Raw genomic sequence first — 25,366 nt, 5'->3', positions numbered from 1 at the left:
AAAAAAACCGGGACTTGAGCCCCGGTTTTTTTGTTTAAAACGATGATGAGATGTCGATTACCAAAAGCGTTGCTGAGTCAAACGGCTCCACCAGGTCAGCAAAACACGATCGACCGAACCGCTGGCCGCCATGCCGATGCGCTCTTGCAAACTTTTGCGCTCGGAATAGTGCAGATGAAAGAGCTCCGCATTTTTTGCCCGCTCGGCAAGGTATTCATCGCTGGTTTTGAGTTCGTCGACCAGTTGTTTGTCGAGGGCCGCGACACCGAGCCAGATTTCACCGGTGGCCACTTCATCAATGGCCAGTTGCGGGCGATAGCGCGCGACGAAGTTCTTGAACAACTGATGGGTAATGTCCAGGTCTTCCTGGAATTTTTCGCGGCCCTTCTCGGTGTTTTCGCCAAACACAGTCAGGGTGCGTTTGTATTCACCGGCGGTCAGCACTTCGAAGTCGATGTCGTGCTTTTTGAGCAGGCGATTGACGTTGGGCAGTTGGGCCACCACGCCAATGGAGCCGAGAATCGCGAATGGCGCACTAATGATCTTCTCGCCGATGCAGGCCATCATGTAGCCGCCGCTGGCCGCGACTTTGTCGATGCAGATGGTCAATGGCACGCCAGCATTGCGGATGCGCGCCAGTTGCGAGGACGCCAGGCCGTAGCTGTGAACCATGCCGCCACCGCTTTCCAGGCGCAGCACCACTTCATCCTTGGGCGTGGCAAGGGTCAGCAGCGCGGTAATTTCGTGGCGCAGATTCTCGGTGGCCGACGCTTTGATATCACCGTCGAAATCCAGCACGAACACGCGCTGTTTGGTCTCGGGGGTTTTCTTTTGCTTTTTCTCGGATTTGGACTGGGACTTGCGAAGGGCCTTGAGCTGGTCCTTGTCGAGCAAGGTTTGCTCCAGGCGTTCGCGCAACCCTTTATAGAAATCATTGAGCTTGCTGACTTGCAAATGACCGGCCGACTTGCGCCGCCCCTTGCTGCGCAACGCCGCAAAACTGGCCAGGACCACCAGAATGGCGATCACCAGTGTCACGGTCTTGGCCAGAAAACTGGCGTACTCAGACAAAAACTCCACAGTGACTCCTTCATTACTAAGCGCGGCTTGAACACGCGCGGGATACCTCCAGCATACCCATGCGCCAGCCCGGCGACCAGCCGTGCAACCTCTGGTAACAGGCCCGTAACGGCCATTTCAAACAAGCGTATGTTTTTTCATTGACAGCTCCGCGCCATCCTCATAACCTCGCCAAACCTTCAACGTACCGGGACGACGCGGACGTGGGCAGTATCTATTTGATTCGACATGGCCAGGCCTCCTTTGGTGCAGACGACTATGACGTCCTGTCGCCGACCGGTATTCGCCAGGCGGAAATCCTCGGCCAACACCTGGCCGAGCTGGGTATCAGCTTCGATCGCTGCCTCTCGGGCGACCTGCGCCGTCAGCAGCACACTGCCAATAGCGCGCTGGAACAGTACGCCGCAGTGGGCCTGCCGGTGCCGACCCTGGAAATCGATTCCGCCTTCAACGAGTTCGACGCCGACGCGGTCATTCGCGCGCTGCTGCCGGCCATGTTGGAAGACGAACCCGAGGCTCTGGACGTCCTGCGCAATGCCGCGCAAAACCGCGCCGAATTCCAGCGCATCTTTGCCCTGATCATCGAACGCTGGCTCACCGGCACCTATGACACACCGGGCCTGGAAAGCTGGCTGGGCTTCGTTGAACGCGTACAGGCCGGTTTGCAGCGAATCCTGGAAAGCGCCGACAGCACCCAGAAAATCGCCGTATTTACCTCCGGTGGCACCATCACCGCCCTGCTCCACCTCATTACACAAATGCCGGCCAGGCAGGCATTTGAGCTGAACTGGCAAATCGTCAACACCTCGCTCAACCACTTGAAGTTCCGTGGTCGCGAGGTGGCACTGGCTTCCTTCAACAGTCATGCGCACCTGCAGTTGTTGAAGGCCCCGGAACTCATCACGTTTCGCTGAGTCCGGATTATTGTGACCCTGGCTGTAATCACCCAGCTCTAATTACCCAAGAAAGGATCGAACCATGACCTCCGTAGCTGATGCCGTACAAGCAATGAAAGCCAAGTTCAACCCAGCCGCTGCTGCCGGTCTGGACCTGGTTTTCGGTTTCCGCATCGACGACACCAAGAACTTCTCGCTGATCGTCAAAAACAGCACCTGCGAGCTGCAAGAAGGCGAAAACCCTGACGCCCAGGTCACTCTGGTCATGGACGGCGAAACCCTGGAAGGCATCGTTGACGGTTCGACCGACGGCATGCAAGCGTTCATGGGCGGCAAATTGCGCGCTGAAGGCGACATGATGCTGGCGATGAAACTGTCCGAGCTGTTCCCGAGCTAAGACTGCGCTCCCGACCTTCGGGAGCCCGTCTCGCTACCAACGAATCCCGTCCCTTGTGGCGGGATTCGTCGTTTTCCGCCCCGAGAAAACGGCTACCTGCGCATTCACCGTCTATATTCCTTGTGGCCGCATGCGTCAGGCAGTGGCTGATTGCCCCTCGACCCAATTGCGCGGAGCACGGCCATGACCCCGCCTGACGACTCTGACGGTTTTAACCGCCGACGTGTACTGCAAGGCCTTTCGGCAGGCGCTGTCGGTGCCTGGATCAGCCCGTTATTCGCAGGGAGTAAAACCATGCCCGACGCCCCGGCCGACCTCATTCTGTACAACGGACGCCTGCACACCGTCGATCGCAAAAAACCCCAGGCGAGCGCCGTCGCGATCAAGGACGGGCGCTTCGTGGTGGTCGGCAGCGATGCACAGGCCATGGCCCTGCAAGGCGCCGGTACGCACATCGTCGACCTGCATGGTCGCACGGTGATTCCCGGTCTCAATGACTCGCACCTGCACTTGATCCGTGGCGGCCTCAATTACAACCTCGAACTGCGCTGGGAAGGCGTGCCGTCACTGGTCGATGCCTTGCGCATGCTCAAGGACCAGGCCGATCGCACCCCCACGCCGCAATGGGTACGGGTGGTCGGGGGCTGGAATGAATTTCAGTTCGCCGAGAAACGCCTGCCGACGATTGATGAACTGAACAAAGCGGCGCCGGACACACCCGTGTTCGTCCTGCACCTCTACGATCGCGCCCTGCTCAACCGCGCCGCGCTGAAAGTGGTCGGTTACACCCGCGACACTCCGAACCCGCCTGGCGGTGAAATTGTTCGTGATGCCAACGGTGATCCCACTGGCATGCTGATCGCCCGGCCCAACGCGATGATTCTCTACTCCACCCTGGCCAAGGGGCCCAAGCTGCCGCTGGAGTATCAGGTCAACTCGACCCGCCAGTTCATGCGCGAACTCAATCGCCTCGGCGTCACCAGCGCCATCGACGCCGGCGGCGGTTATCAAAATTATCCGGACGACTATCACGTCATTCAGCAATTGGCCAAAGACCAGCAGCTCACGGTGCGCATTGCTTACAACCTGTTCACCCAGAAACCCAAGGAAGAACTGACCGACTTCAAAAACTGGACCAGCACTTCGCACTACGGCCAGGGTGACGATTTCCTGCGGCACAATGGTGCCGGGGAGATGCTGGTGTTTTCGGCGGCGGACTTTGAAGACTTCCTCGAACCGCGCCCGGATCTACCGCAAACCATGGAGCAGGAACTGGAACCGGTGGTCCGGCATCTGGTGGAACAGCGTTGGCCGTTCCGCCTGCACGCGACGTACAACGAATCCATCAGCCGCATGCTCGACGTATTCGAGAAGGTCAATCGTGATATTCCTTTCAATGGTTTGCCATGGTTTTTCGATCATGCGGAAACCATCACCCCGCAGAACATCGAACGGGTAAAAGCCTTGGGCGGCGGCATTGCGATCCAGGACCGCATGGCCTTCCAGGGTGAATACTTCGTCGACCGTTACGGCGCCAAGGCCGCTGAACATACGCCACCGATTGCACGCATGCTGGCTGAAGGCATCCCGGTCGGCGCGGGTACCGACGCCACGCGCGTATCGAGCTACAACCCGTGGACCTCACTGTATTGGCTGGTCAGCGGCCGCACCGTCGGCGGACTTGAGTTGTATCCCCAAAGCTTGAGCCGCGATACGGCACTTGAGCTCTTTACCCACGGCAGCGCCTGGTTCTCCTCGGAACAAGGCAAGAAGGGGCAAATCAAAGTCGGGCAATTGGCCGACCTGATTGCGTTGTCGGCGGACTACTTCCACATCGAAGATGAAGCGATCAAATGGATCGAGTCGGTGCTGACCATTGTCGACGGCAAGATTGTGTATGGCGTCCAGGAGTTCGAAAAGCTCGGGCCACCGCCGATCCCGGTGGTGCCTGAATGGTCACCCGTCAGCAAGGTGCCGGGGCACTGGAAACCCGTGGCACCGCTGGCGGCGCAAGTGCATCAATGTGTTGGCGCTTGTGCAGTGCATGCCCATAGCCATGAACGTGCCCGACTGTCGAGTGCGCCGGTCAGCGACTTTCAGGGATTCTGGGGAGCGTTTGGCTGTTCGTGTTTTGCGTTTTAAGCGCAGACTCGCCACCGGTGAGGTGTAAACCTACAATGGCCGCACCTTCCCCGTCGGCCGCCCCATGGACATTGATCTCGCCCGCACCTTTCTGGAAATCGTCCGCCACGGCAGCCTCGCCGCGGCGGCCGAGAAGCTTCATGTCACCCAGACCGCGATCACCGCACGCGTGCAGAAACTTGAAAGCCAGCTCGGTAGCACGCTGTTTGTGCGCAACCGCGCCGGCGCGCGCCTGACGCCCAATGGCGAGGCCTTTGTGGTGTACGCCAATCAACTGGTCGAAACCTGGGAAGCGGCGCGCCGGGACTTGCCCTTGCCTGAAGGCTACCGCGATGTGCTGCACATCGGTGGCGAGGTCAGTCTGTGCAACCCATTGATGCTCAGTTGGGCGGGCGAGCTGCGCGAGAAAATTCCCAGCCACGCCCTGCGCATGGAAATCCGCGACGGCGAAAACCTTCTACGTCAGCTGGAACTGGGCGTGCTCGATGCGGCGCTGGTCTATCAGCCAGAGTACTGGCCGCGCCTGCAAGTCGAGCAGGTACTGGAAGAAAAACTGGTGCTGGTGCGCTTGGCGGGCAAGCCCGATCCCTACGTGTACATCGACTGGGGCCCGGATTTCCGTCGCCAGCACGATGCGGCCCTGCCGGAAAAAGCCAAAGCCGCCCTGAGCTTCAACCTCGGCCCGCTCGGTTTGCAGTACATCCTGGAAAACGGTGGCAGCGGCTACTTCCGCACGCGCGTGGTCCAGAGCTATCTGGAAAGCGGTGTACTGGAAATCGTGCCCAAGTCCCCGGAGTTCAGCTACCCGACCTACCTGGTGTATTCGCGCGATCGTGACTCGGCAACCCTGCAACAGGCATTCGATTTGCTGCGCGAAGTGATCCAGTCCGATGAAGACTGGTCGCAGCGCTGGAATCCGCTGACCTGAACACACCGGATCATGGCGTTTGTGTCCTGTAGGTTGCTCCAGCCTCTGCGGGCAGATCAGCTAATCTGCTGGTTATAACAATAACCAGAGGTGACCGCAGTGAGGCAGACCACCCAGGCATTCCGAAGCCGCTATCGCGCCGACATTCATCCGCTGTACAACCCCTGGCTGCACGGCGTCTTTGTGCTGGTGTTCGGATTGCTGGCCATCGGCGGATTCTGGAGCACCGTGCATCAGGTCAAGCCGCTGGAATGGCTGGCGGTTCCGATTACGCTGTTGTTTTTCAACCTCGGTGTGTATGGGGTGCACCGACATCTGGGCCATCACAAAAAGCGCTTTGCGCGGATGTTCTACGCCCGCCATGCCGGCGACCACCACAGCTTTTTCGCCCCCGGCCACATGACCTATGACAGTGCCCGGGACTGGCGGGTGATCCTGTTTCCAGCCTGGCTGATCGTGGTGCACACCGTCGTCATCACCCTGCCCCTTTGGTGGCTGCTGGCGCAGTTCGACAGCAACGTCGCCGGTCTGGTCGGCGGTTGTCTGGTCCTGGGTTACCTGACCTATGAAGTGTTTCACGCCTGCGAGCACTTGCCGCCCGGCAACCCGATCACGCGTCTGCCGTGGATTCGCCAGATACGCCGCCTGCATGAACTGCATCACCGCCGCGAGCTGATGCAGGAGCGCAATTTCAACATCGTGTTTCCGCTGATGGATTACCTGTTCGGCACCCTCTACTGGGAACCGGATCAGCCCTCCCTGCCCTTTTCGAGAACGCCCATGACGCGCATGCAGCACCAGATCGCTATCGCTGGAAATCCGATGGACGTGCTCGCCTATGCCAGCACCGTTACCCGTTGGCCGGAGTGGCATCCGTCTTCCCTCAAGGTTGACGGTCCGGCCGGCCCGCTGCACGCTGGATCGCGGTTTGAGGAAGACATCCGGGCCGGGGGTCGCGACGGGCATTTGAGTTGGGAGGTCAACGAATACCTGCCGGGACGCCGCTGGAGTGCCTGGGCACAAGGCGATCACGGCTTGTCGCTGACGGTGACTTACGAATGCGCAGCGGACGGTGACGACACGCAATTTATCCGCACGCTGGATTATCAATTCGCCGGCCTCGGAATGCGCATTGCCAATCACTTGCTGCTCAAACGGCGCATCGAACGTGAATCCGCCGAATCGATGCTGGCCTTGCGAGAGATGGCGCAAAAACAGCTGACCGCCGCCGGAGCCCACGCGTGAGCAGAATCAAGTTTCGACATGGACTGTTGCTGTTACTCATTGCCCTTGGCGCCTTCCTGTTGCTGTGGCCAACCAAGGTAAAACCGGTCGCCTGGAACCCGCCACCGGCCCCTTCCCTTACCAGCGGCGTCTACGCTGACAATCAGCGCCTCAAAGGCGTGGAGCGTGTCGGTCCGGCCGACATTGCGGGGCCGGAAGCCCTGTTGCTCGAGGGCGATACGCTGATCACCGGCTTGCATGACGGTAAGTTGATTCGTACGAGCATCGACGGCAAAGACACCAATGTGCTGGCCGATACCGGTGGCAGACCCTTGGGCCTGGCGCGCCACCCCAATGGTTTGCTGGTGATCGCGGACGCCGTTAAAGGGCTGCTGTCCCTGGACGCTCAAGGCCGGTTGATCCCGCTGTCCACTACGGCGGGCGGCGTGCCTTTTGGTTTTACCGATGACGTAACCATCGACAAGTCCGGGCATTACGCCTATTTCAGCGACGCTTCCAGCCGCTGGGGCTACGGCAAGGATGGCGAGGCGATCATCGAGCACGGAGGTGACGGCCGTTTGCTGCGGTATGACTTCCAGACCGGGAAAACCGACGTGCTGCTGGACAAGCTCGAATTTGCCAACGGTGTGACACTGGGGCCGGACGACGCTTTTGTACTGGTCAACGAAACCGGCGCCTACCGTATCAGCCGCTTTTGGCTGACCGGGCCGAAAGCCGGCACGCATGACCTGTTTATCGACAACCTGCCAGGGCTGCCGGACAACCTCGCGTTCAACGGCCAGAACCGCTTCTGGGTAGCACTCTATGCACCGCGCAATGCGCTGCTCGACCGCACGGCGCCTCACCCTCACGTGCGCAAAATGATTGTCCGGGCGATGACGCTGCTGCCTAAACCGGTGGAAAAGCGCGCCTTCGCCCTGGGGCTGGATCTGGACGGCAAGGTGATTGCCAACCTGCAGGACGCCAGCAGCGGTAACTATTCACCGATCACGACGGTGCGTGAGTATGGGGACTGGCTGTACTTCGGCTCGCTGAAGGCGACAAACATGGTGCGACTGCCGCTCACCACTGCCCTCCAGAAATAACAAAAATCAATATGTGGAAGCCGGGCTTGGCCGCGATGGCGGCCAGCCTGATACATCAATGTCGCCAGTGCCGTCGCCATCGCGGGCAAGCCCGGCTCACACCGGGTTTTGTGTGGGTTATTCGGAATCTGGGGCGTCAGCGGTTTCGTCGTGCTTGCGCGCAGTGTCGTCATCCTCTTCATTCGGATGGGTCGTGATGCGGTTCGGGCTCAACGGCTGGGGATGCGTCGGAATCGGGTCATAGCCGCCCTGCTCTTCGCTGGGGTATTTGGCTTTGCCGGGGATAGGGGGACGGGTCATAAGGCACCTCTCAGGGAGTCGATAACGATGACTACTGACTTTCGAGGTGCCGGTTTTTACGTCGTTCCAAATTTTGCGTCACCGGTCGTCGGTGGCTCGATTCGGCGCCTCAGGACTTCGCCTGCAATTGTGCGACGATCTTGTCCTTGACCTGCACGCGCTTCTCCTTGAGCTTCTTCAGCACATCATCGCTGGGCGCATCGGATGTCGCGGTCTCGGCCTTCACCACATCGGCGTCCGCCTGGGAATATTTGTTGATCAGCGAATCCAGTAACGGATCCTTGGTGCGTTTTTGCTGGATCTCTTCCTTTGAAAGCTTTAAGTCCTGATACAGGTCATGGGACACCGGCATGGAACACCTCCGTTTGATGATCGGTAGCAAACGCGATCAATTGCGCTTACCAACTATCAGAATGGCCTCGGATACCGGGTTCTGTCGACCACCTGTCAGACCAGCGGTGCCCGTTCGTCGTCCTGTCGCAAATACGGTAAAGCTTGAGCAAAGGAGTTCAACCATTAAGGACGGTGCGAACCATTCGGGTAAGCGCTTGGGGCCCGTAGGGCTTGCTCAGCAAATGCGTGTCGGGGCTGAGTAGGTGGTTGCGCGAGATAATGTCGCGGGTATGGCCCGAGGCGAACAACACCGCCACCGGGGGAATTTGCACTTTGGCCCACGCGGCCAGGTCCGCGCTTTTGATCAGGCCAGGCATGACCACGTCAGTGAAAATCAACTCCACGGCCGCCCCCTCCAGCAATATCTGCATCGCCTGGTCGCCGTTGGCGGCCGTCAAGACGTGGTAACCCTCTTCGCACAACAACTCCACCGCCGAGGCGCGTACCGCTTCGTTGTCTTCAACCACCAGAATGGTTTCATGGCCGCCGCGGTGCTGCGCATCAAGCGGCGTCGTTTCGCTGGGCAACGGGCGCAGGCTGCGTGGGAAATACAACTGAACCCGAGTGCCCTGCCCCTCAGTGCTGGAAATCTCGATGTGCCCGCCGCTCTGTTTGACGAAACCGAACACCATGCTCAACCCCAGCCCCGTTCCCTGGCCATCGGCCTTGGTGGTGAAAAACGGTTCGAAGGCCTGGGCAAGCACCTGCGGTGGCATGCCGATACCGGCGTCTGTCACCGAAACGCAGACGTAGTCGCCGGCAACAATGCCCTTGCCCGCACAAAACGTTGAGTCGAGGACGATGTGTTCGGCACTCAGACCGATGGTCCCCTCACCTTTCATGGCGTCACGGGCATTGATTGCCAGATTGAGAATGGCGTTCTCCAGTTGATTGCGATCAACAAAGATGTGCCAGGGATCCTGCGGGGCACTGACGTTGATCTGAATGGTTTCCCCCAACGCCCGCTGCAACAGCTCCGCGAGGCCGTCGAAAATCTGCCGTGGATGGCACACCGCGGGTGACAGTGGCTGGCGACGGGCGAACGCGAGCAATTGCGAAGACAATTTTGCGCCACGTTCGACGGCGGCAATCGAGGCATTGACCCGGCGCTGTACGTTGGCATTGTCCGGTTCATGCCGCGCCAGCAAGTGCAGGTTGCCGGCGATCACCTGCAACAAATTATTGAAGTCGTGGGCGACGCCACCGGTGAGACCGCCGATGGCTTCGAGTTTCTGTGATTGGCGAAGTTGCTCTTCGGCGGCCAGCCGCGCGTCGACTTCATCCGCCACACGTTGCTCCAGGTTACGCGTGAACCTGAGCAACGAATCTTCGGCAGTCTTGCGTTCATGGATGTCGATCAAGACGCCGGGAAAGCGGAACGGCTCGCCCTGCTCATTGAACTCGCAACCGCCGCTCGCCTGTACCCACAGGTAACTGCCGTCCGGGCGCAGGACACGATATTCGGCATTGAACGACTCACCGGTTTCTACCGATTTATTAACCTGCTCCTTTACCCAACCGAGATCGTCGGGATGGATCTGCGCTTCGGCAACCTCCGTGGGCAGGTTGCTCAGGTCCTGATCGGCGGGATAGCAGAAGGTGCGGGCAAAGCGCTCGTCGCCAGACAGCTTGTTGGCCTTGATGTCCCAGACGAACGAACCCAGCAAGGCTCCGGCATTGAGCGCCAGGCGAACCCGTTCGTTGTCGGCGCGATAGGCATCTTCGGCAGCCTGGCGGCGGCGTTCGGACATCACATGGCCCGTGGTCTCGACCACCATCGCCATGACACCGGCCGGCTTGCCACTATCGTCGGCCACCGGGCTGTAATAGAGGTCCAGCCAGACGTCTTCGGGAACGCCGTCGCGCAGCAACACCAGTTCTTTATTGCTATAGGACAAGGTGCCGCCCGCCAGGCAGGTATTGACCACATGCCGATTGAACTCGGCGACTTCCGGCCAGCCCATTTCCACCGGGGAACCCAACAGATAGGGATGGCGGCCACCGGCGAATCGGGAGTAGGCATCGTTGTAGATCATGTACCCGGTGCGGCCCCACAGCATCACCATCGGCAGGGGTGAAGCCAGCATCAATTGCACAGAACTGCACAGGCTTGCGGGCCAGGTGTCGAGGCTGCCCAGTTCGGTCTGGCACCAGTCGAAGGCGCGAATACGCCCGGCCATTTCACCGTTCCAGCCAGCACACCCGTGGCTTTCGTCTAGAAACTGCATCGATTGGCTCTATCCCGGTCATTGACACCCGTTTGTTTCGAGCATTGCGCACGCAATTCGTTTCATAGAGGTATAGCTGATTCAAATCCTCCGGGCACTTGTGGCGAGGATGCCCCTCTAGCCAAAGGTCAGCGGAAATCCCGGCTGTGCACGGTGATGCCGTCGAGCAATGCACTCAGGTCGCTCAAGCGTCCGGCAATCAGGTGGCGGACCTCGCCTTCCTTTTCCCAGCGGCCATCGACCTTGAGCAGCTGCGAGCCGACCAGCACCTGGCGTTGCCGCTCGGCCAGGTCGCGCCAGACCACCACGTTGACATTGCCGAACTCGTCTTCCAGGGTCACGAACGTCACGCCACTGGCAGTGCCTGGCCGTTGCCGCCCCGTCACCAGGCCCGCGATGCTGACCGGCCGCCCGTGTTCCACCGCCATCAGCTCTTGCGAACTGCGGCAGCGCCGGGCTTTCAGTTCACCGCGCAGCAACGCCAGCGGATGCGGCCCCAGAGTGGTGCCGACACTGGCGTAATCCGCTTGCAGGTCTTCGCCGACCGTGGGTTTGGGCAATGCCACCGCGTCCTCCTCCTGACTTGGCAGGCCGGCAAACAAACCGAGTTGCTTTTGCACCCCCGCCACCTCCCAGCGAGCACGATGCCGGTCACCGGCCAACCCCCGCAACGCACCGGCATCGGCCAGTTGTTCCTGGGCGCGGGCATCGAGCCGTGCACGCTGACCAAGGTCGGCGATGTCGACAAACAGCCCACGCGAGCGGGCCACTTCAATACGCTGGGCATCGTCTTCGCGAAAGCCCTTGATCATCCGCAACCCCATGCGAATCGCCGGTTGCGCGCCGATGATCGGCTCCAGGCTGCAATCCCAGTCACTGGCGCGCACATCCACCGGGCGAATCTGCAAATGATGCCGACGCGCGTCTTGCAGAATCTGATCCGGACTGTAGAACCCCATCGGCCAGCTGTTGATCAGCGCGCAGGCGAAGGCCGCCGGTTCATGGCATTTCAACCAGCAACTGGCGTAAGTCAGCAAGGCGAAACTGGCGGCGTGGGACTCGGGAAACCCGTAGCTGCCAAACCCCTTGATCTGTTCGAATATCTGCGCGGCGAATTCGGCCGTGTAGCCGTTTTTTTTCATCCCGGCGGCCAGCCGATCCTTGTGCGGCTCCAGCCCGCCATGGCGTTTCCAGGCGGCCATGGAACGCCGCAACTGATCGGCCTCGCCAGGGCTGTAGTCGGCGGCGACAATGGCGATCTGCATCACTTGTTCCTGGAACAACGGCACGCCAAGGGTGCGTTTGAGCACCTCCTTCAATTCTTCGGAGGGATAGCTTTCGGGTTCTTCCTTGTTTCGACGGCGCAGATACGGATGAACCATTCCGCCCTGGATAGGGCCGGGGCGAACGATCGCCACCTCGATCACCAGATCATAGAACTTGCGCGGTTTGAGCCGGGGCAACATCGACATCTGTGCCCGGGATTCGATCTGGAAGACACCGATGGTGTCGGCACGGCCAATCATGTCGTAGGTGGCCGGGTCCTCGGACGGGATCGTCGCCAGGCTCAGGTCAAGGCCTCGGTGGCGACGCAGCAGATCGAAACAACGGCGGATCGCGCTCAGCATCCCCAGCGCCAGAATATCCACTTTGAGCAACCCGACCGCGTCCAGGTCGTCCTTGTCCCACTGAATGATCGTGCGCTCGGCCATGGCGGCGTTTTCCACCGGCACGAGGCTGTCCAACGGTTGCTCGGAAATGACGAAGCCACCGGGGTGCTGGGACAAGTGCCGGGGGAAACCGATCAACTGTTGTGTCAGGCTCAGGACTCGACGCAGCACCGGGCTTTCGGGGTCGAACCCGCCTTCGAGCAGGCGCTCCACGGGCGGCGTTGCATCACTCCAGTGACCGCAGCAATCGGCCAGGGCGTTGATCTGATCCGGCGGCAACCCCAACGCCTTGGCCACGTCACGCACCGCGCCGGCCGCGTGATAGGTGCTGACCACCGCCGTCAACGCCGCGCGCGTACGGCCATAACGCGCAAACACGTACTGCAAGACTTCTTCGCGACGTTCGTGCTCGAAGTCCACATCAATGTCCGGCGGCTCGTTGCGCTCCTTGGAGAGAAAACGCTCGAACAGCATGTTCATCCGGTCCGGGTCGATCTCGGTGATGCCCAAGGCGAAACACACCGCCGAGTTGGCCGCCGAGCCCCGGCCCTGACAGAGAATTTTTTCGCGCCGGGCGAAAGCGACGATGTCCTGAACCGTCAGGAAATAGCTTTCGTAGCCCAGTTCGGCGATCAGCTTCAGTTCCTTATCGATCAGCCCGCGCACCTTCTCGCTCGCCCCTTCGGGCCAGCGTTCGCGAAGGCCGCGCTCGGTCAGTTCGCGCAGCCAGGACGCGGCGCTGTGCCCTTGCGGCACCAACTCCCGGGGATACTGATAGCGCAACTGGCCAAGGTCGAAGGTACAGCGCCGGGCAATGGTCAGCGTTTCATCGAGCAAGGCTTGCGGGTAGATTGATTGCAACACATCAAGGCTGCGCACATGCCGCTCGCCATTGGGGTGAAGCCGCAGCCCGGCCTCGGCCACCGGCAGGTGATGACGGATGGCCGTCATGGTGTCCTGCAAGGCGCGGCGGCCACGGGTGTGCATGTGCACATCGCCGCTGGCCACCGCAGGTATCCGCAACTCCCGCGCCAGGGTCAACAGCGCCTCCAGGCGCCGGGTATCGTCCTGGCTGCAATGCAACTGGACGCTCAGCCACAGGCGTTCGGCGAAGGTCTGTTGCAGCCAGAGGCCCGGTTCGACGTCATCGACAGCGTCTGGCACCCACAACGCCAACAGCCCCGGCATCGGTTCGCTGAAGTCTTCGCGCAGCACTTGGTACTGGCCTTTCTGCGTGCGGCGGCGCGCCCGGGTAATCAGACGACACAGGGTCTGATACCCCTCAAGGCTCTCCACCAGCAGCACCAGTTTCGGGCCGCCGTCGATGCGGATTTCGCTGCCAATAATCAGCGGCAGCTCCACCGACTTGGCGGCTTGCCAGGCGCGGACGATGCCGGCCAGCGTGCATTCATCGGTAATCGCCAACGCTTGATAGCCGTGCTTTTTGGCGCGTTGAAAGAGTTCAAGGGCACTGGACGCGCCGCGCTGGAAGCTGAAGTTCGACAGGCAGTGCAACTCGGCATAGTCGATGCTCATGCAAACCAGCCTTGCAGCCACAGAGGACCGCTCTCGCCGACCGCACGATAAGCCCAGCCCTGCTGGCCGGAACGGGTTTCGATCAGGTAGTAGTCGCGGCGCACGTCGTCACCGTCCCACCAGCCCGACTCGATGCGTTCCGGGCCCATGAGGATGCGCGTCGAACCTTCGTGGATCGCCTGCGGTTCCGTCAGCAACCAGCCCGGACGCAGCACACCCGGCAACCCTGTGCAGCGTTGGTTGTCGGCCCGCGCCTGCCACGCGCACTCCGGCCGGTGGTCGGCCTGAAAGCGCAAGCCCTGCACCGCGTCATCCCCAAGCCGCGCACGCAAGCGTTCGCGCAATTGCTCCCACGGCAAGGACTGCTGCGGCCGGTCGTCGAACAGTTCCTGGCGCTGGGGGACGAAGCTGGGCAAGTCTTCGGCGCACAACCGAAAACCGCGCACCGGGGCGTCGACCTGCACCTGCTCCAGCCGCCCCCGGGCCAGTTCGAAGAGCATCGCCGGATCGCGCTCAGCGCTGAGCAGGCCTACCTTGATCACCGAGTCCGGCAAACCGGCGTGTTCCAGGTGCAGGTCGAAACGCTGCACACCGCTGTCCCGACCGCAGAGAAATGCCGACAGATCGCCGGTCAATCGGCGTAACGGAAACAGCAGCGCCTGATGCGACTGCACGTCGAAGTTGAGCTCGATGCGCACGTCGAAACGGTCCGGCGGCAGGTAGAACGCCAGGGCCAAGCGCCGTTCACCGAACAGCGCGTCCAGGTGCTTGAGCACCTGGGCTTCGAAACGCCGGGCCAGACTTTGTCGTGGCAGCGCCTGCACCTGACTCAAGGTGCGCAAGCCCATGCGCGACAACGCCGTGGCCACTGCGGGCTCCAAGGCGATGCGGTCGACGGGCAATTGCCCGAGATGGTGCTGCAAGGCGTCGTTGTCCGGCACCACCAGCCCGTCATACACGTTGGCCAGTACCCGCGCGGCCACCGGGTTGGGCGCCGCGACAATCCGATGGCGAAAACCCAGCTCGCCGAGCTCGGCGCGCAACCGCGCCTCAAACGTTGGCCAGGGCCCGAACAGCCCCAGGCTGGATTCGATTTCAAACACCACGGCACGCGGGTAATGGACGCTCACCTGGGAGCTGAACCGATAGGCCCACGCCGCCAGAAACTGTTGCCAGTGCTCGATCTCGGCGGCGTCGTATTCGGCCGTGGCAAAGCCTTTGCTCAAGGCTTGCGCGGCGGTCATCGACTGGCCTGGGCGCAGGCCCAATGCCCGCGCCGAGGCGTTGACCGCTTGCAACACCCGACGCTGCGCCGGGCCGGTCAGCAGGGCCAGCGGCGCCTCGGGATCGGGGCGTTGACGCAGCACCGCGTCCAGCGCCAATTGCGGGAAGAGAATACAGACCCAGCGCATGGCAACCTCAATGCCCCACGGGGAAGGCAATCGGCGCCGAGCGCGCCAGCCCGCCCCGGCACTTGAGCACGCGCAATTGCGCGGGGTTGGCGTCGATGGCGATGCGCAGGGCGGCGGGCGACGGGTTGATCGCTTCATGGAGCGAGCGGTAGGCGAACGCCAGGGTCGAACCGGTTTCCGCCGCCACCTGCAAGCGACGCAACGCCCGGTCATCGGCCTTGTGCGGCCAGCACAATACGGCGCCGCAACTGCCTGAACGCAGGCATTGCTCCGCGGCCCACAAGGCATCGCGCTCGCTGGCCTGGATGATCGACAACTGGCGCAGATCGACCCCGGCGTTCTGCCACGCTTGCGGATACGGCACATACGGCGGCGCCACCAGCACGATGCGCTCGCCCGCCGCCGACAACCGCGCCAGCGCTGGCCACACCAGTTGCAATTCACCCACCCCCTGCCCGGCCAGGAGGATTTCGGTCAGCGCCGCTTCCGGCCAGCCTCCGGTGGGCAGCGCCGCATCCAGCGCGGCATGCCCGGTGGGTTGCGGGCTGACGGCCGGTGGCGCAGGCCGGCCCTTCCAGACCTGGCCGCCATTGAACAGCGTATCCAGCGCAACGACGGCGCCCATCACCCTTGCCTCACCAGACCGCAGAACACCCCTTCGATGGCGAGATCCTGACCGGGCTGCACGATGATCGGCTGATACGCCGGGTTGCGTGGCAACAGGCGAACCGTGTCGCCGACCCGCTCGAAACGCTTGATGGTGACTTCACCGTCCAGCCGCGCCACGACGATCTGGCCGTTGACCGCCTCGGGGTTGCGCCGCACGCCCACCAGATCGCCATCGAGAATGCCGTCCCCGATCATCGAATCGCCCTGAACCCGCAGCATGTAATCCGGCACCCGCGAAAAGATTGCCGGGTCGAGCAGCAAACGGCTGTGCACCTCGGCGTCGGCACCGATGGGCGCACCGGCCGCCACCCGGCCGAGTACCGGAATGTCCAGCAACTCGGGGCGCGCCGGTTGCCCGAGCAGGCGAATGCCACGGGCCTGATGCGGGTTGACCTCGATGAAACCGGCCTCGGTCAGCGCCAGCACATGCTTGCGCGCCACGCTGCGAGAGGCAAAACCGAACGCTTCGCTGATTTCAGCAAGGCTCGGGGACTGACCGTGCTCCGCGATTCGGTCGCGGATAAACGTCAGGATGGCGGTACGACGGGGAGTAAGGTTTGTCATGGAGTACATTTGTACTCTTTTGGCATTTCCCTGACAAGGACTTGTAGGCGCCGTGTAGGAATTATGTGTAGGAGTCCTGTAGCAGCTGTCGAGTGAAACGAGGCTGCGATTGGGTCTGTAGAAGATCGCAGCCTCGTTTCACTCGACAGCTGCTACAGGGGCCCGGTCAGTGTGTAAATGAAAACTCAACTGCCGCCGTCTTCATTCAAGCCCCGAGACGCCAGAAAACCTGCGATGTAGTCGATAAACGCCAAGACCTTCGCGGTTGCCCGGCGATGGCTCGGGTACACCGCCAGAATGTGCGGGCCAAAGCTGTCCGGGTCGATGTCATAGTCGGCCATCAGCCGCACCAGCCGGCCGTCGGCAAGGTATGGCGCGGCGCTCCACAACGGCGTGTGCAGCAAACCGCGCCCGGCCAGCGCGTTGGCCAGCAACAGGTCGTAATTGTCGCTGCGCAGTCGCGGTGAAACCGGTTGAGGCAGGCTCAGACGCTGCCCGTCGCGTTCGACCCACCAGAATTCGCGACTGAGCAACGGATGGCGGTACAACAGCCATTCGTGGTCATCCAGGGTTTGTGGGGTGACAGGCAGCGTTTTACGCGCCAGATAAGCCGGGCTGCCACACAGGGCCAGGCGATTACTGCCGACAACGCGAGCAATCAGCCCCGGCAAGTCGTCGTGGCCTTCGCGCAAGGCGAGGTCGTAACCGCTTTCCAACAAATTGACGAACTCATCGCACAAGTCCACTTGCAGATTGATCTGCGGGTATTGCTCCAGAAAGCCGCCACACACTTGATCGAGAAACGCCTGCCCATAGGCCAGCGGCGCGGTGATTTTCAGATTGCCGCGCAGGCCATGCTGCAATTGCTCGATTTCCTCACCCGCCTCCTCCAGCCGCTGCAACACCTGGCGCGCGGTTTCCAGATAAAGCCGCCCGGACTCGGTCAACAGAATCCGTCGAGTGCTGCGCTCGAACAACCGGGCGCCGAGCTCGGCTTCCAGGTGATTGACCGCTTTGGTCAGGGCCGACGGGGTTTTACCCAGCTGCTCGGCGGCACGGCTGAAGCTGCCGAGTTGCGCCGTGACCACGAACATTTTCAACGCACCCAGCTTGTCCATACTTTTTCCATTCCGGCAAAAACGTTTTTCGTGAGGAAGGCGTTCTGCTGCGCACAAGCAGCCACTAATCTGGCCATCAGACGCAATAACAAGGAAACATTCAATGAAAAGATTCATCCCGAATCTATTGATGGCCGCAGTGAGTTTTGCCTCGATGGAAGCCATGGCAGCCACCGACCTGGTGCTGATCAATGGCAAGATTTTCACCGCTGACCGCACCCAACCGAAGGTGCAGGCGCTGGCAGTACAAGACGGCAAGGTGCTGCAAGTGGGCAGCGATGCGCAGATCAAGGTCTTGATCACACCGGAAACAAAAGTGGTGGATCTGGGCGGTAAAACCCTGATGCCCGGTCTGATCGACACCCATTCCCATGCGATTTTCGGCGGCCTGGAAATGGTCGTGGCCAACATGGAAGACGAGGTGGTCGAGCTCGACGAACTGGAAAAACGCCTGCGCGGCTGGCGTGACGACGGTAAGGCCAAACACGGCGATGTACTGACCGTGGCCGGCATGAGCTCGGTTTACTGGGCGCAGGCCGAGGCCCTGGGCAAAAAATTCAACACCGGTGAATGGGCCGATGTGCCCGTGGTGTTCACCGGCAGCGACCACCACACGGCCTGGGCCAACGACTTCATGCTCAAGCGCGCCGGCGTCGATGCCGCGTTGCTCAAGTCATTGCCCGCCGCCGAAGTCGACACCATTGGCAAGCGCGCCGATGGCACCCCCAACGGTTTCCTGGTGGACGCCGGGTGGGACCGAGTGTCCTCGAAAATGCCGGTGCCGAGCACCGCCGATATGCTCAAAGCCGCCCAATCGGCCGTGCGCTACAACAACAGCTTCGGCATCACGGCGTGGATGGACCCCGCCGCCAATGCCGCGCCCGGCGAACCGCTGTTCGCACTCAAACCCACGGAAAAAACCGTTGGCGTGCTCCCGGCCTATAAGGCGCTGGCCGAAAGCGGTGACATGAGCGTCCACGTGGCCGCCCTGCTGGTGGCCAACTCGAAAAGCGTGCCGGCCGATCTCGATACGCTGGACAAGGTTCGCCAGCAATTCCAGGGCATCCCGAACCTGACCCTGCCGGGCGTGAAGATTTTCGCCGACGGCGTGATCGAATTCCCGGCCCAGAGCGCGGCAATGATCGACCCTTACAGCAACTCGCACAAACAAGGTGAATTGCTGATCGATCCGAAGCATTTCGGCGAACTGGTCAGCGCCATCGACCAGCGCGGCTGGCTGGTGCACATCCATGCGATCGGCGATCGCGCGGTGCGTGAGGCGCTGAACGGCATCGCTCAGGCACGCAAGGATCGCCAGAGCGGCGTGACGCACTCGATCACGCACTTGCAAATCGTCAATCCGAAAGAGTTTGCACGGTTCAAACCGCTCAACGTCATCGCCTCGATGCAACTGCTGTGGGCCTCGGCCGACGACTACACCACGGACATGATCAAGCCTTACGTCAGCGCCCTCGCCTTCCGTTACCAATACCCGGCGCATTCGCTGCTCAAACAAGGCGCGACGATTTCGGGCGCCAGTGACTGGCCGGTGTCCTCGCCCAACCCGTGGAACGCCATGGCCCAGGCCATCACCCGCGTCGGTCCGCTGGGTGTACTGAATGCCAAAGAAGCCGTCGACCGCGAAACGATGTTCTACGCCTACACCGCAAACGCGGCGCGCACCATTGGCTTGGAGAAACAAATCGGTTCGCTGACCCCAGGCAAGCAGGCTGACTTCATCGTGCTGGACCGTGACGTTTTCACCGTCGACAACAAGGCCCTGCACGACACAAAAGTGCTGCAAACCTGGTTTGCCGGCCGCGAAGTCTACGCCCCCACCCTCTAATAAAAATCCGCTGTCACCCCTGCCCGACCCCGCGCTCAACGCCGGGGCACGGCGCAGCTTTGCGTAAAAAAACTGCCCATAAAACAATCACAACATCGGGACTTTATTCATGAAAGCTTTCACCCTGTTCGCCCTCGGATCCCTGAGCCTGCTGCCATTGAGCAGCCAGGCCATTGTCCTCAATGATGACTTTTCCGTACTGGTGGACCTGACCCTGGCGAGCGATTACCGCACCCGCGGCATTTCACAAACTCAGAATGATCCCGCTGTGCAGGCCGGCGTGACCCTCACTCACAGCACGGGTTTATACGTGGGGGCCTGGAGTTCGAACGTCGACTTCGGTGGCGGCCTGAAAACCCGCCAGGAAATCGACTACTACGCCGGCTGGTTTTGGGAAGCCACCGAAGACGTCAATCTGGACATCGGTTACCTCAAGTACTCATACCCGAAAGAAAGCCAGTTCAACCAGAGCGAGGTCTACAGCATTCTCAGCGTCTACGGGGTGAAGTTCGGCGCCTACTATTCCGACGATGCGCCAGGCATCGAAAGCGAGCAGAACTCGCTGTACACCTATGTCGGTTACGAAACCCAATTGCCATACGACACGGGCCTGAAACTGCGCTACGGCAACATGGACTTCAAGGACCCGCACCTGTACTCAAGCTCGGGCCACGCCGAAGATTCGTACCGCGAATGGGAAGTCAAACTGACCCACGAACTGGCCGGCGTGATGCTGGGCTTGAGCTACGTCGACACCGACCTGTCGAAAAGCCAATGCGCCAGCAACTGGGGGTTTGACGACGTGTGCAGTGCGACCGTAGTGGCGAGTGTCAGCAAGTCCTTCTGACTGCGCACATCCCCCCTGTGGGAGCGGGCTTGCCCGCGATGAGGCCAGTACATTCAACATCTATACCGAATGTCAGTCCGCCATCGCGGGCAAGCCCGCTCCCACATTAAATTTCAATAGACTCGCAAATGAGTTGTGCCAGGTAGGGCCACGGGTAGATACCGCGTTCGTGGCCGTCGCTGAACACCAGTTGCAGGCCATAACCCTGGGCATTGAGTTCAACCACACGAATGCGCGGATCAACCTTTACCGTCAGCCCTTGCAGCCGAAACGCCCGGCACTGCGAGCACGGGCATTGGCGCCGCAACTCGGCATGTCCCAGCCACTGTTCACGCCCATCCGGCCAGTTCAATCGCAGCTGCTGTTTCCCCTGGGAGTTGACCACGGCCAACGGGTTCATTGCAGTTGACTCAAGGCGATGCGCACGGCTTTGCGCACTTCCGGGTCGCCGTCGTCTTGCGCGGCCTGCAAGGGGGCGATGGCGCCTTTGTCGTTCAATTCGCCAAGGGCCAGCGCCGCTTCCTTGCGCAGGTTGCTGATGCGGTGGCCGAGGGATTCGATCAGTGCGTCGAGGGCCGGGGCGTAACGCAAGCGGCCGAGGCTGCGGGTGGCACGCAGGCGGACTTGCCAGTAATCATCGCTCAAGGCTTCGACCAAGGCGTCGCCAGCATCCCTGTGACCGACTTTGCCCAGCGTGGTCGCGGCTTCTTCGCGCACTTGCCAGGCGTCGTCCTGTAATGCCTGGCGCAACGCCGGCAGCACTTGCGCGTCGGATGCCAAACCGAGGGCCCCGGTGGCGGCGCGGCGAACTTCGGTGTCCGGGTCGTGACTGGCTAATCGGGCCAGGGCCGGCAAGGCATCGAGTTGCTTGAGCCAGCCGAGTACGCCGACCGCTTCGCGCCGGACACTGGCGTCCTCATCGTTCAACGCCACGATTGCAGCACCGGCGGCATCAGGAAACCGCAACTCACGCAACGCCCTGAACGCGGCAATGCGCACGCTGATCGCGGCATGCGCCGTCCATGGCAGAATCACCCGGCCCGCTGCTTCGCTTTTGAGCAAACTGAGGCTTTGTGCAGCGGCCGATTGCACGGTCAACGAGGGATCGGTCAGCGCCTGACACAGCGCTTCGACCACGGGTTCTTCCTCCCAGGCTTCGAGCAAGCGGGCGGCCTCGGCGCGGACTTCTTCGGTGGGGTCTTCGGCCAGTCGATTCACCAGCCACAGCAAGCCATCCGGTTCTTCAAGGTCGGCCAGTTCAATCAGCGCGATGCGCCGCACGCCGGGATCGTCATCGGTCAGGCGCGGTTGCAGGACAAGGATGTCGTCGTTATCGGTTACATCGAATAGAGAGGTCATAGGGCAAATCGCGGCAGTTTGTTTTCAGGGGGGAGTCCGAGAGGGTTCAGGCGCGGTAGCTGCCGACCGTCTTCGTGACGCAGTAATTCGAGGCAATGGCGCTTCAAGCGGGAAAATTCGGGGCTCGTCACCAGCTCGGTGGTGCGAGGTCTGGGGAAGTCGAGGCGCACGTCTTCGATGATCCGGCCCGGTCGAGTGCTCATGACCAGCAGGCGATCGGCGAGGAACAGCGCTTCGTCGATGTCGTGGGTGACGAACACCACGGTGGTGCGGATCCGCGTCCAGATGTCCAGCAGCAGTTCCTGCATGTTCAGCCGAGTCAGCGCGTCGAGCGCACCGAAGGGTTCGTCCATCAGCAACAGGCGCGGGCGATTGATCAGCACCCGGGCGATTTCCACCCGTTGCTGCATACCGCCGGAGAGCTGATCCGGCCAGCGTTCGGCAAAACCTTCCAGCCCCACCAACGCAAGAATTTCATCGGCGGCGCGATGCCGTTCGGCCTTGCCGATGCCACGCATTTTCAGGCCGAAGGCGACGTTGTCGCGCACGGTTCGCCAAGGAAACAACGTGTGATGCTGGAACACCATGCCGCGCTGCGGCGACGGGCCCGACACTGGCGCACCATCGACCTTGAGACTGCCGGCACGCGGTTGCAGGTGCCCGGCCAGTGCGCCGAGCAATGTCGACTTGCCGCAACCGGACGGCCCGAGAATGCACACGAACTGCCCGGCTTCAATCTGGCAATCCAGACCTTGCACGGCTTCGAAAGCGTGTGCGCCGTCGCCGAGAACGATAGACAACTGGCGGATGTCGATCCGCCCTTCCGGGGTTTGCATCACGCTCATCAGGCTTTTCCTCGTGGTCGGTGCCAAGGCGTGAACAGCCCGCCGAGGCGTTTGATCAGCAGGCTGCTGCCCATCCCCAACACACCGATCAGCAACATCCCGACCACGATGTCGGCATAGTTCTGGATGGTGTACGACTCCCAGGTGTAATAGCCGATGCCGTATTGGCCGGAGATCATTTCGGCGGTGACCAGGCAAAACCATGAAGTGCCCATGCCGATGGCCAGGCCTGTGATGATGCTTGGCGCGGCGCCGGGCAGGATTACTTCCAGCAGGATCGCCCGCCGCCCTGCCCCCAGGCTTCGGGCCGAGGCGATCAGGCGTGGGTCGACGCCTTCGACGCCATGCACGGTGTTGAGCAGAATCGGAAACAACGCCCCGGTGAAGGTGATGAAGACCATCGACAGTTCCGAGGACGGGAACATCAGGATCGCCAATGGAATCCAGGCAACGGCGGGAATCGGGCGCAGGACCTCCAAGGGTGGCAGCAGCACATCTTCGGCCCATTTCGAGCGGCCGATGGCCAGGCCCAGGGCGATGCCGACGATCAGCGCGGCGAGGTAACCGGCGAAGACCCGGCTGAGGCTGCTGCTCAGATGTTGGGCGAATTTGCCGGAGTCGCCGAGGCTCAAGGCAGCGTTAATGACTGCCAAGGGTGTTGGCACATTGGCGAAGGTGACCAGGCCAAGGTTCCAGTGGCCACTGGCGGCGAGTTGCCAGAACAGCAGGCACACCAACAGTGAAATGGCCCTGGGGAGCCAGCGTAAATAGGATCCGTACACAATAATTCCTCTCCATCGAGATCCCTGTGGGAGCGGGCTTGCCCGCGATGAGGCCTGATCAGTCAACATTGACGTTGTCTAACCCACCGCTATCGCGGGCAAGCCCGCTCCCACAGGGAATTGCACTGTTCTGAAATTAGCGTGCGGCAACGGCCTGGGTGGTGGCTTCGCTGAAGTCGAGGACTTTGCCGCCCTGGGCCGTGGCGAACTGCTGGGCCTGGCCTTTGAGCAGGAAGGCGCTGAGCTGCCCTTGCGCATCACTGGCAAACCACGCCTGATCCGCCAGCAACTTGATCCCGCTGTCGCTTGCCTGGGCATACACCGCCCGGATGTTTTTGCCTTCCTGCTTGAGGCTGGCCAAGGCGTTGAATGCCGCTTGCGCCGAGGCGTACTGGCGGACTTTCGGCTCGCCGCGCACCCAGATTTCCGCCACATGGCTGACGTCAGTGATCGCCTTCCCGTTCGCTGCATCCACGGCTTTCAGAGGTGTCTGCGCGTAGTTGGCCAGTTGCGCGGTGTAGTCGAGGTTCGACGCCTTGAACGCGGCGCGGATGTATTGATCGTCGATAAAGGTGTTTAGATCGAGACCGCGATCCGCCTTCTTCAACAGCTTGAGGGTGTCGATAGCAGTGCCGACCGCCTGACGGTATTCCGGCTTCCAGCTCAGGTCGCGGGTCTGCACGCCCAACGGCCCGTGGAACAGGTAATTGACCTCGGCATCGACCCCGGTGACTTGGGCGATCAACTCGCTGTACTTCTCCGGCTCAGCGGCGAGCAACTGATTGGCCTCGATGCTCGCCCGCAGATAAGCGACGACAATTTCCGGGTATTTTTTGGCATACGCCTGATCCACCAGCGCGCCATGGAACGTCGGTGCATTGGCCTGGGCACCGTCGTAAATCTTGCGGGCGAAACCACGGCTCGGGAACAGTTCGGCGAACGGCACGAAGTCCGCATGTGCGTCGATCTTCCCGGCCTGCAACGCCGAGCCTGCGACTTCTGGCGGCTGGGCGATGATGTTCACGTCTTTGAGCGGGTCCCAACCCTGAGCGGCCACCGCGCGCAGCAACATGCCATGGGCCGTCGAGGCGAACGGAACCGAGATGGTCTTGCCCTTCAACTCCGCCAACGACTGCACGCCCGAGGCGCTCGGCACCACGATGCCGTTGCCGCTGCCCTTGATGCTGCCCGAGAGCACGCTGATAAACAGGCTGTGCTTGCCGGCGGTTTCGAACGCCACGCCGTTGAACGAGCCAGGGAAATCGGCCATGGCGCCGAAGTCGAGTTTTCCGGCGACCATCTCGTTAGTCAGCGGTGCGCCACTGGTGAAGTTCTTCCACTCGACCTCGTATTTCGCGTCTTTGTACTGGCCGTCGTGGGGCAGGTATTTGTCGAGCAGCCCGAGTTCACGAATCAACAGTCCGCCAGCAGCGCAATTGATCGTGGTGTCCTGGGTGCCAATGGCAATGCGGATGGTTTCGGCGGAGGCCGACAGGGTGAATGAGGCCAGTACCAGACCGGCTAAAGCTGCACGCAACATAAGTGTTTCCCCTCGAATCATTTATAGGATGTTCGTCTCCGCCACGATCAGGGCGTGGTGGGAAACGAGGGGTGGTTTGAAGCTGGCGTCCGGTGGTGGCCGGATGGCTTTTTGGTTGTCTGGGGGGCCTCATCGCGGGCAAGCCCGGCTCCCACAGTGATTTGTGCTGAATCCAAAATTTTGCAGACACCAAAGAAACCTGTGGGAGCCGGGCTTGCCCGCGATGGCGTCCGACCATTCAGCGCAACAGGTAAGGAATTTCAACTTTCACAGCGCCAGTCGGACAGTCCTTTTCGCACGGCATGCAGTACCAGCATTCGTCGAAGGCCATGTAGGCTTTTTGCGTGGCCGGGTTGATCGCCAGCAGGTCCATCGGGCAGACGTCGACGCACACGGTGCAGCCTTTGTGGGCGATGCAAAGATCCTCATCGACCGTGACGGGCGCGTTGGAGCGGAAGAAGATTTCCTGGGGTTGATAGGCCAT

General features: G+C 61.3%; 23 protein-coding genes. 8 read left to right on the top strand and 15 right to left on the bottom strand.

The genetic code is table 11. The annotated features are described in order from the left end of the window. Nucleotides 1–57: 57 nt before the first annotated feature. A complete protein-coding gene (gene sohB, locus LOY55_RS13505) occupies nt 58–1,080 on the bottom strand; it encodes a protease SohB (protein WP_046027464.1) in 1,023 nt (340 codons plus the stop codon). Between the two features lie 203 nt (nt 1,081–1,283). On the opposite strand from sohB, the gene LOY55_RS13500 reads away from it, so the two are divergent. The 6 genes from LOY55_RS13500 (at nt 1,284) to LOY55_RS13475 (ending at nt 7,773) form a co-directional block, all read left to right on the top strand. Further along, on the top strand, nt 1,284–1,994 hold the full coding sequence (locus LOY55_RS13500; protein WP_109784702.1) for a histidine phosphatase family protein: 711 nt from the start codon (nt 1,284–1,286) through the stop codon (nt 1,992–1,994). 64 nt (nt 1,995–2,058) lie between these two features. Further along, entirely contained in the window at nt 2,059–2,373 is a 315-nt protein-coding gene (locus LOY55_RS13495) for an SCP2 sterol-binding domain-containing protein (protein ID WP_007976511.1), read from the top strand. A gap of 294 nt (nt 2,374–2,667) precedes the next feature. After that, nucleotides 2,668–4,515, top strand: a complete 1,848-nt coding sequence (locus tag LOY55_RS13490; RefSeq protein WP_258668314.1) for an amidohydrolase — start codon at nt 2,668–2,670, stop codon at nt 4,513–4,515. Between the two features lie 64 nt (nt 4,516–4,579). Continuing rightward, entirely contained in the window at nt 4,580–5,443 is an 864-nt protein-coding gene (locus tag LOY55_RS13485) for a LysR family transcriptional regulator (RefSeq protein ID WP_046027466.1), read from the top strand. Between the two features lie 99 nt (nt 5,444–5,542). Then, nucleotides 5,543–6,688, top strand: a complete 1,146-nt coding sequence (locus tag LOY55_RS13480) for an SRPBCC family protein (RefSeq protein ID WP_258668043.1) — start codon at nt 5,543–5,545, stop codon at nt 6,686–6,688. Next, nucleotides 6,685–7,773 carry an SMP-30/gluconolactonase/LRE family protein gene (locus tag LOY55_RS13475; protein ID WP_046027468.1) on the top strand — a complete coding sequence of 363 codons (1,089 nt, stop codon included), beginning with the start codon at nt 6,685–6,687 and terminating at the stop codon, nt 7,771–7,773. Before LOY55_RS13480 ends, LOY55_RS13475 begins: the two co-directional genes overlap by 4 nt. Before the next feature lie 117 nt (nt 7,774–7,890). Here the strand turns inward: LOY55_RS13475 and LOY55_RS13470 are convergent, their stop codons facing one another. The 8 genes from LOY55_RS13470 to LOY55_RS13435 form a co-directional block, all read right to left on the bottom strand. Continuing rightward, nucleotides 7,891–8,073 carry a hypothetical protein gene (locus LOY55_RS13470; protein ID WP_046027469.1) on the bottom strand — a complete coding sequence of 61 codons (183 nt, stop codon included), beginning with the start codon at nt 8,071–8,073 and terminating at the stop codon, nt 7,891–7,893. 109 nt (nt 8,074–8,182) lie between these two features. After that, nucleotides 8,183–8,425, bottom strand: a complete 243-nt coding sequence (locus LOY55_RS13465) for a DUF465 domain-containing protein (RefSeq protein ID WP_046027470.1) — start codon at nt 8,423–8,425, stop codon at nt 8,183–8,185. A 157-nt stretch (nt 8,426–8,582) separates the two neighbouring features. Next, nucleotides 8,583–10,694, bottom strand: coding sequence for a PAS domain-containing sensor histidine kinase (locus tag LOY55_RS13460; RefSeq protein WP_109784701.1), 2,112 nt, complete (start codon nt 10,692–10,694; stop codon nt 8,583–8,585). A gap of 128 nt (nt 10,695–10,822) precedes the next feature. After that, entirely contained in the window at nt 10,823–13,921 is a 3,099-nt protein-coding gene (locus LOY55_RS13455) for an error-prone DNA polymerase (RefSeq protein ID WP_408980981.1), read from the bottom strand. Further along, a complete protein-coding gene (locus LOY55_RS13450; RefSeq protein ID WP_223524732.1) occupies nt 13,897–15,312 on the bottom strand; it encodes a DNA polymerase Y family protein in 1,416 nt (471 codons plus the stop codon). The genes LOY55_RS13455 and LOY55_RS13450 overlap by 25 nt, the downstream gene beginning before the upstream one ends. A 7-nt stretch (nt 15,313–15,319) precedes the next feature. Further along, nucleotides 15,320–15,937 (bottom strand): translesion DNA synthesis-associated protein ImuA, encoded by a 618-nt coding sequence (gene imuA / locus LOY55_RS13445; protein WP_109784698.1) that lies wholly within the window; start codon nt 15,935–15,937, stop codon nt 15,320–15,322. After that, the gene (lexA, locus tag LOY55_RS13440; protein ID WP_046027479.1) at nt 15,937–16,554 is read right to left on the bottom strand and encodes a transcriptional repressor LexA; all 618 of its coding nucleotides are present in this window, start codon (nt 16,552–16,554) and stop codon (nt 15,937–15,939) included. The genes imuA and lexA overlap by 1 nt, the downstream gene beginning before the upstream one ends. 176 nt (nt 16,555–16,730) lie before the next feature. After that, entirely contained in the window at nt 16,731–17,663 is a 933-nt protein-coding gene (locus tag LOY55_RS13435; RefSeq protein WP_046027480.1) for a LysR family transcriptional regulator, read from the bottom strand. 103 nt (nt 17,664–17,766) lie between these two features. Between LOY55_RS13435 and LOY55_RS13430 the strand changes: the two genes are divergently transcribed. Both LOY55_RS13430 and LOY55_RS13425 read left to right on the top strand, forming a co-directional pair. Next, on the top strand, nt 17,767–19,509 hold the full coding sequence (locus LOY55_RS13430) for an amidohydrolase (protein ID WP_258668041.1): 1,743 nt from the start codon (nt 17,767–17,769) through the stop codon (nt 19,507–19,509). Nucleotides 19,510–19,618: 109 nt separating this feature from the next. After that, entirely contained in the window at nt 19,619–20,356 is a 738-nt protein-coding gene (locus LOY55_RS13425; RefSeq protein WP_109784695.1) for a TorF family putative porin, read from the top strand. Between the two features lie 106 nt (nt 20,357–20,462). On the opposite strand, the gene LOY55_RS13420 is transcribed toward LOY55_RS13425, so the two are convergent. From LOY55_RS13420 to LOY55_RS13395, 6 genes are all read right to left on the bottom strand, one after another. After that, nucleotides 20,463–20,756: a DUF971 domain-containing protein gene (locus LOY55_RS13420; RefSeq protein WP_046027484.1), complete on the bottom strand. Its 294-nt coding sequence runs from the start codon at nt 20,754–20,756 to the stop codon at nt 20,463–20,465. Beyond that, nucleotides 20,753–21,715: a HEAT repeat domain-containing protein gene (locus LOY55_RS13415; protein WP_258668040.1), complete on the bottom strand. Its 963-nt coding sequence runs from the start codon at nt 21,713–21,715 to the stop codon at nt 20,753–20,755. The genes LOY55_RS13420 and LOY55_RS13415 overlap by 4 nt, the downstream gene beginning before the upstream one ends. Beyond that, a complete protein-coding gene (locus tag LOY55_RS13410; protein WP_046027487.1) occupies nt 21,712–22,560 on the bottom strand; it encodes an ABC transporter ATP-binding protein in 849 nt (282 codons plus the stop codon). The genes LOY55_RS13415 and LOY55_RS13410 overlap by 4 nt, the downstream gene beginning before the upstream one ends. Further along, nucleotides 22,560–23,342 (bottom strand): ABC transporter permease, encoded by a 783-nt coding sequence (locus tag LOY55_RS13405; RefSeq protein WP_109784692.1) that lies wholly within the window; start codon nt 23,340–23,342, stop codon nt 22,560–22,562. The genes LOY55_RS13410 and LOY55_RS13405 overlap by 1 nt, the downstream gene beginning before the upstream one ends. A gap of 136 nt (nt 23,343–23,478) precedes the next feature. After that, complete coding sequence (locus LOY55_RS13400; RefSeq protein ID WP_258668039.1) at nt 23,479–24,903, bottom strand: ABC transporter substrate-binding protein; 1,425 nt, start codon at nt 24,901–24,903, stop codon at nt 23,479–23,481. Nucleotides 24,904–25,120: 217 nt separating this feature from the next. Beyond that, a complete protein-coding gene (locus LOY55_RS13395) occupies nt 25,121–25,366 on the bottom strand; it encodes a ferredoxin family protein (protein ID WP_007946457.1) in 246 nt (81 codons plus the stop codon).

The organism is Pseudomonas sp. B21-040 (genome assembly GCF_024748695.1).
Classification (GTDB): Bacteria; Pseudomonadota; Gammaproteobacteria; order Pseudomonadales; family Pseudomonadaceae; genus Aquipseudomonas.
The sequence above is the reverse complement of the archived record's forward strand: the minus strand, read 5'-3'. Positions and strand labels throughout refer to the sequence as shown.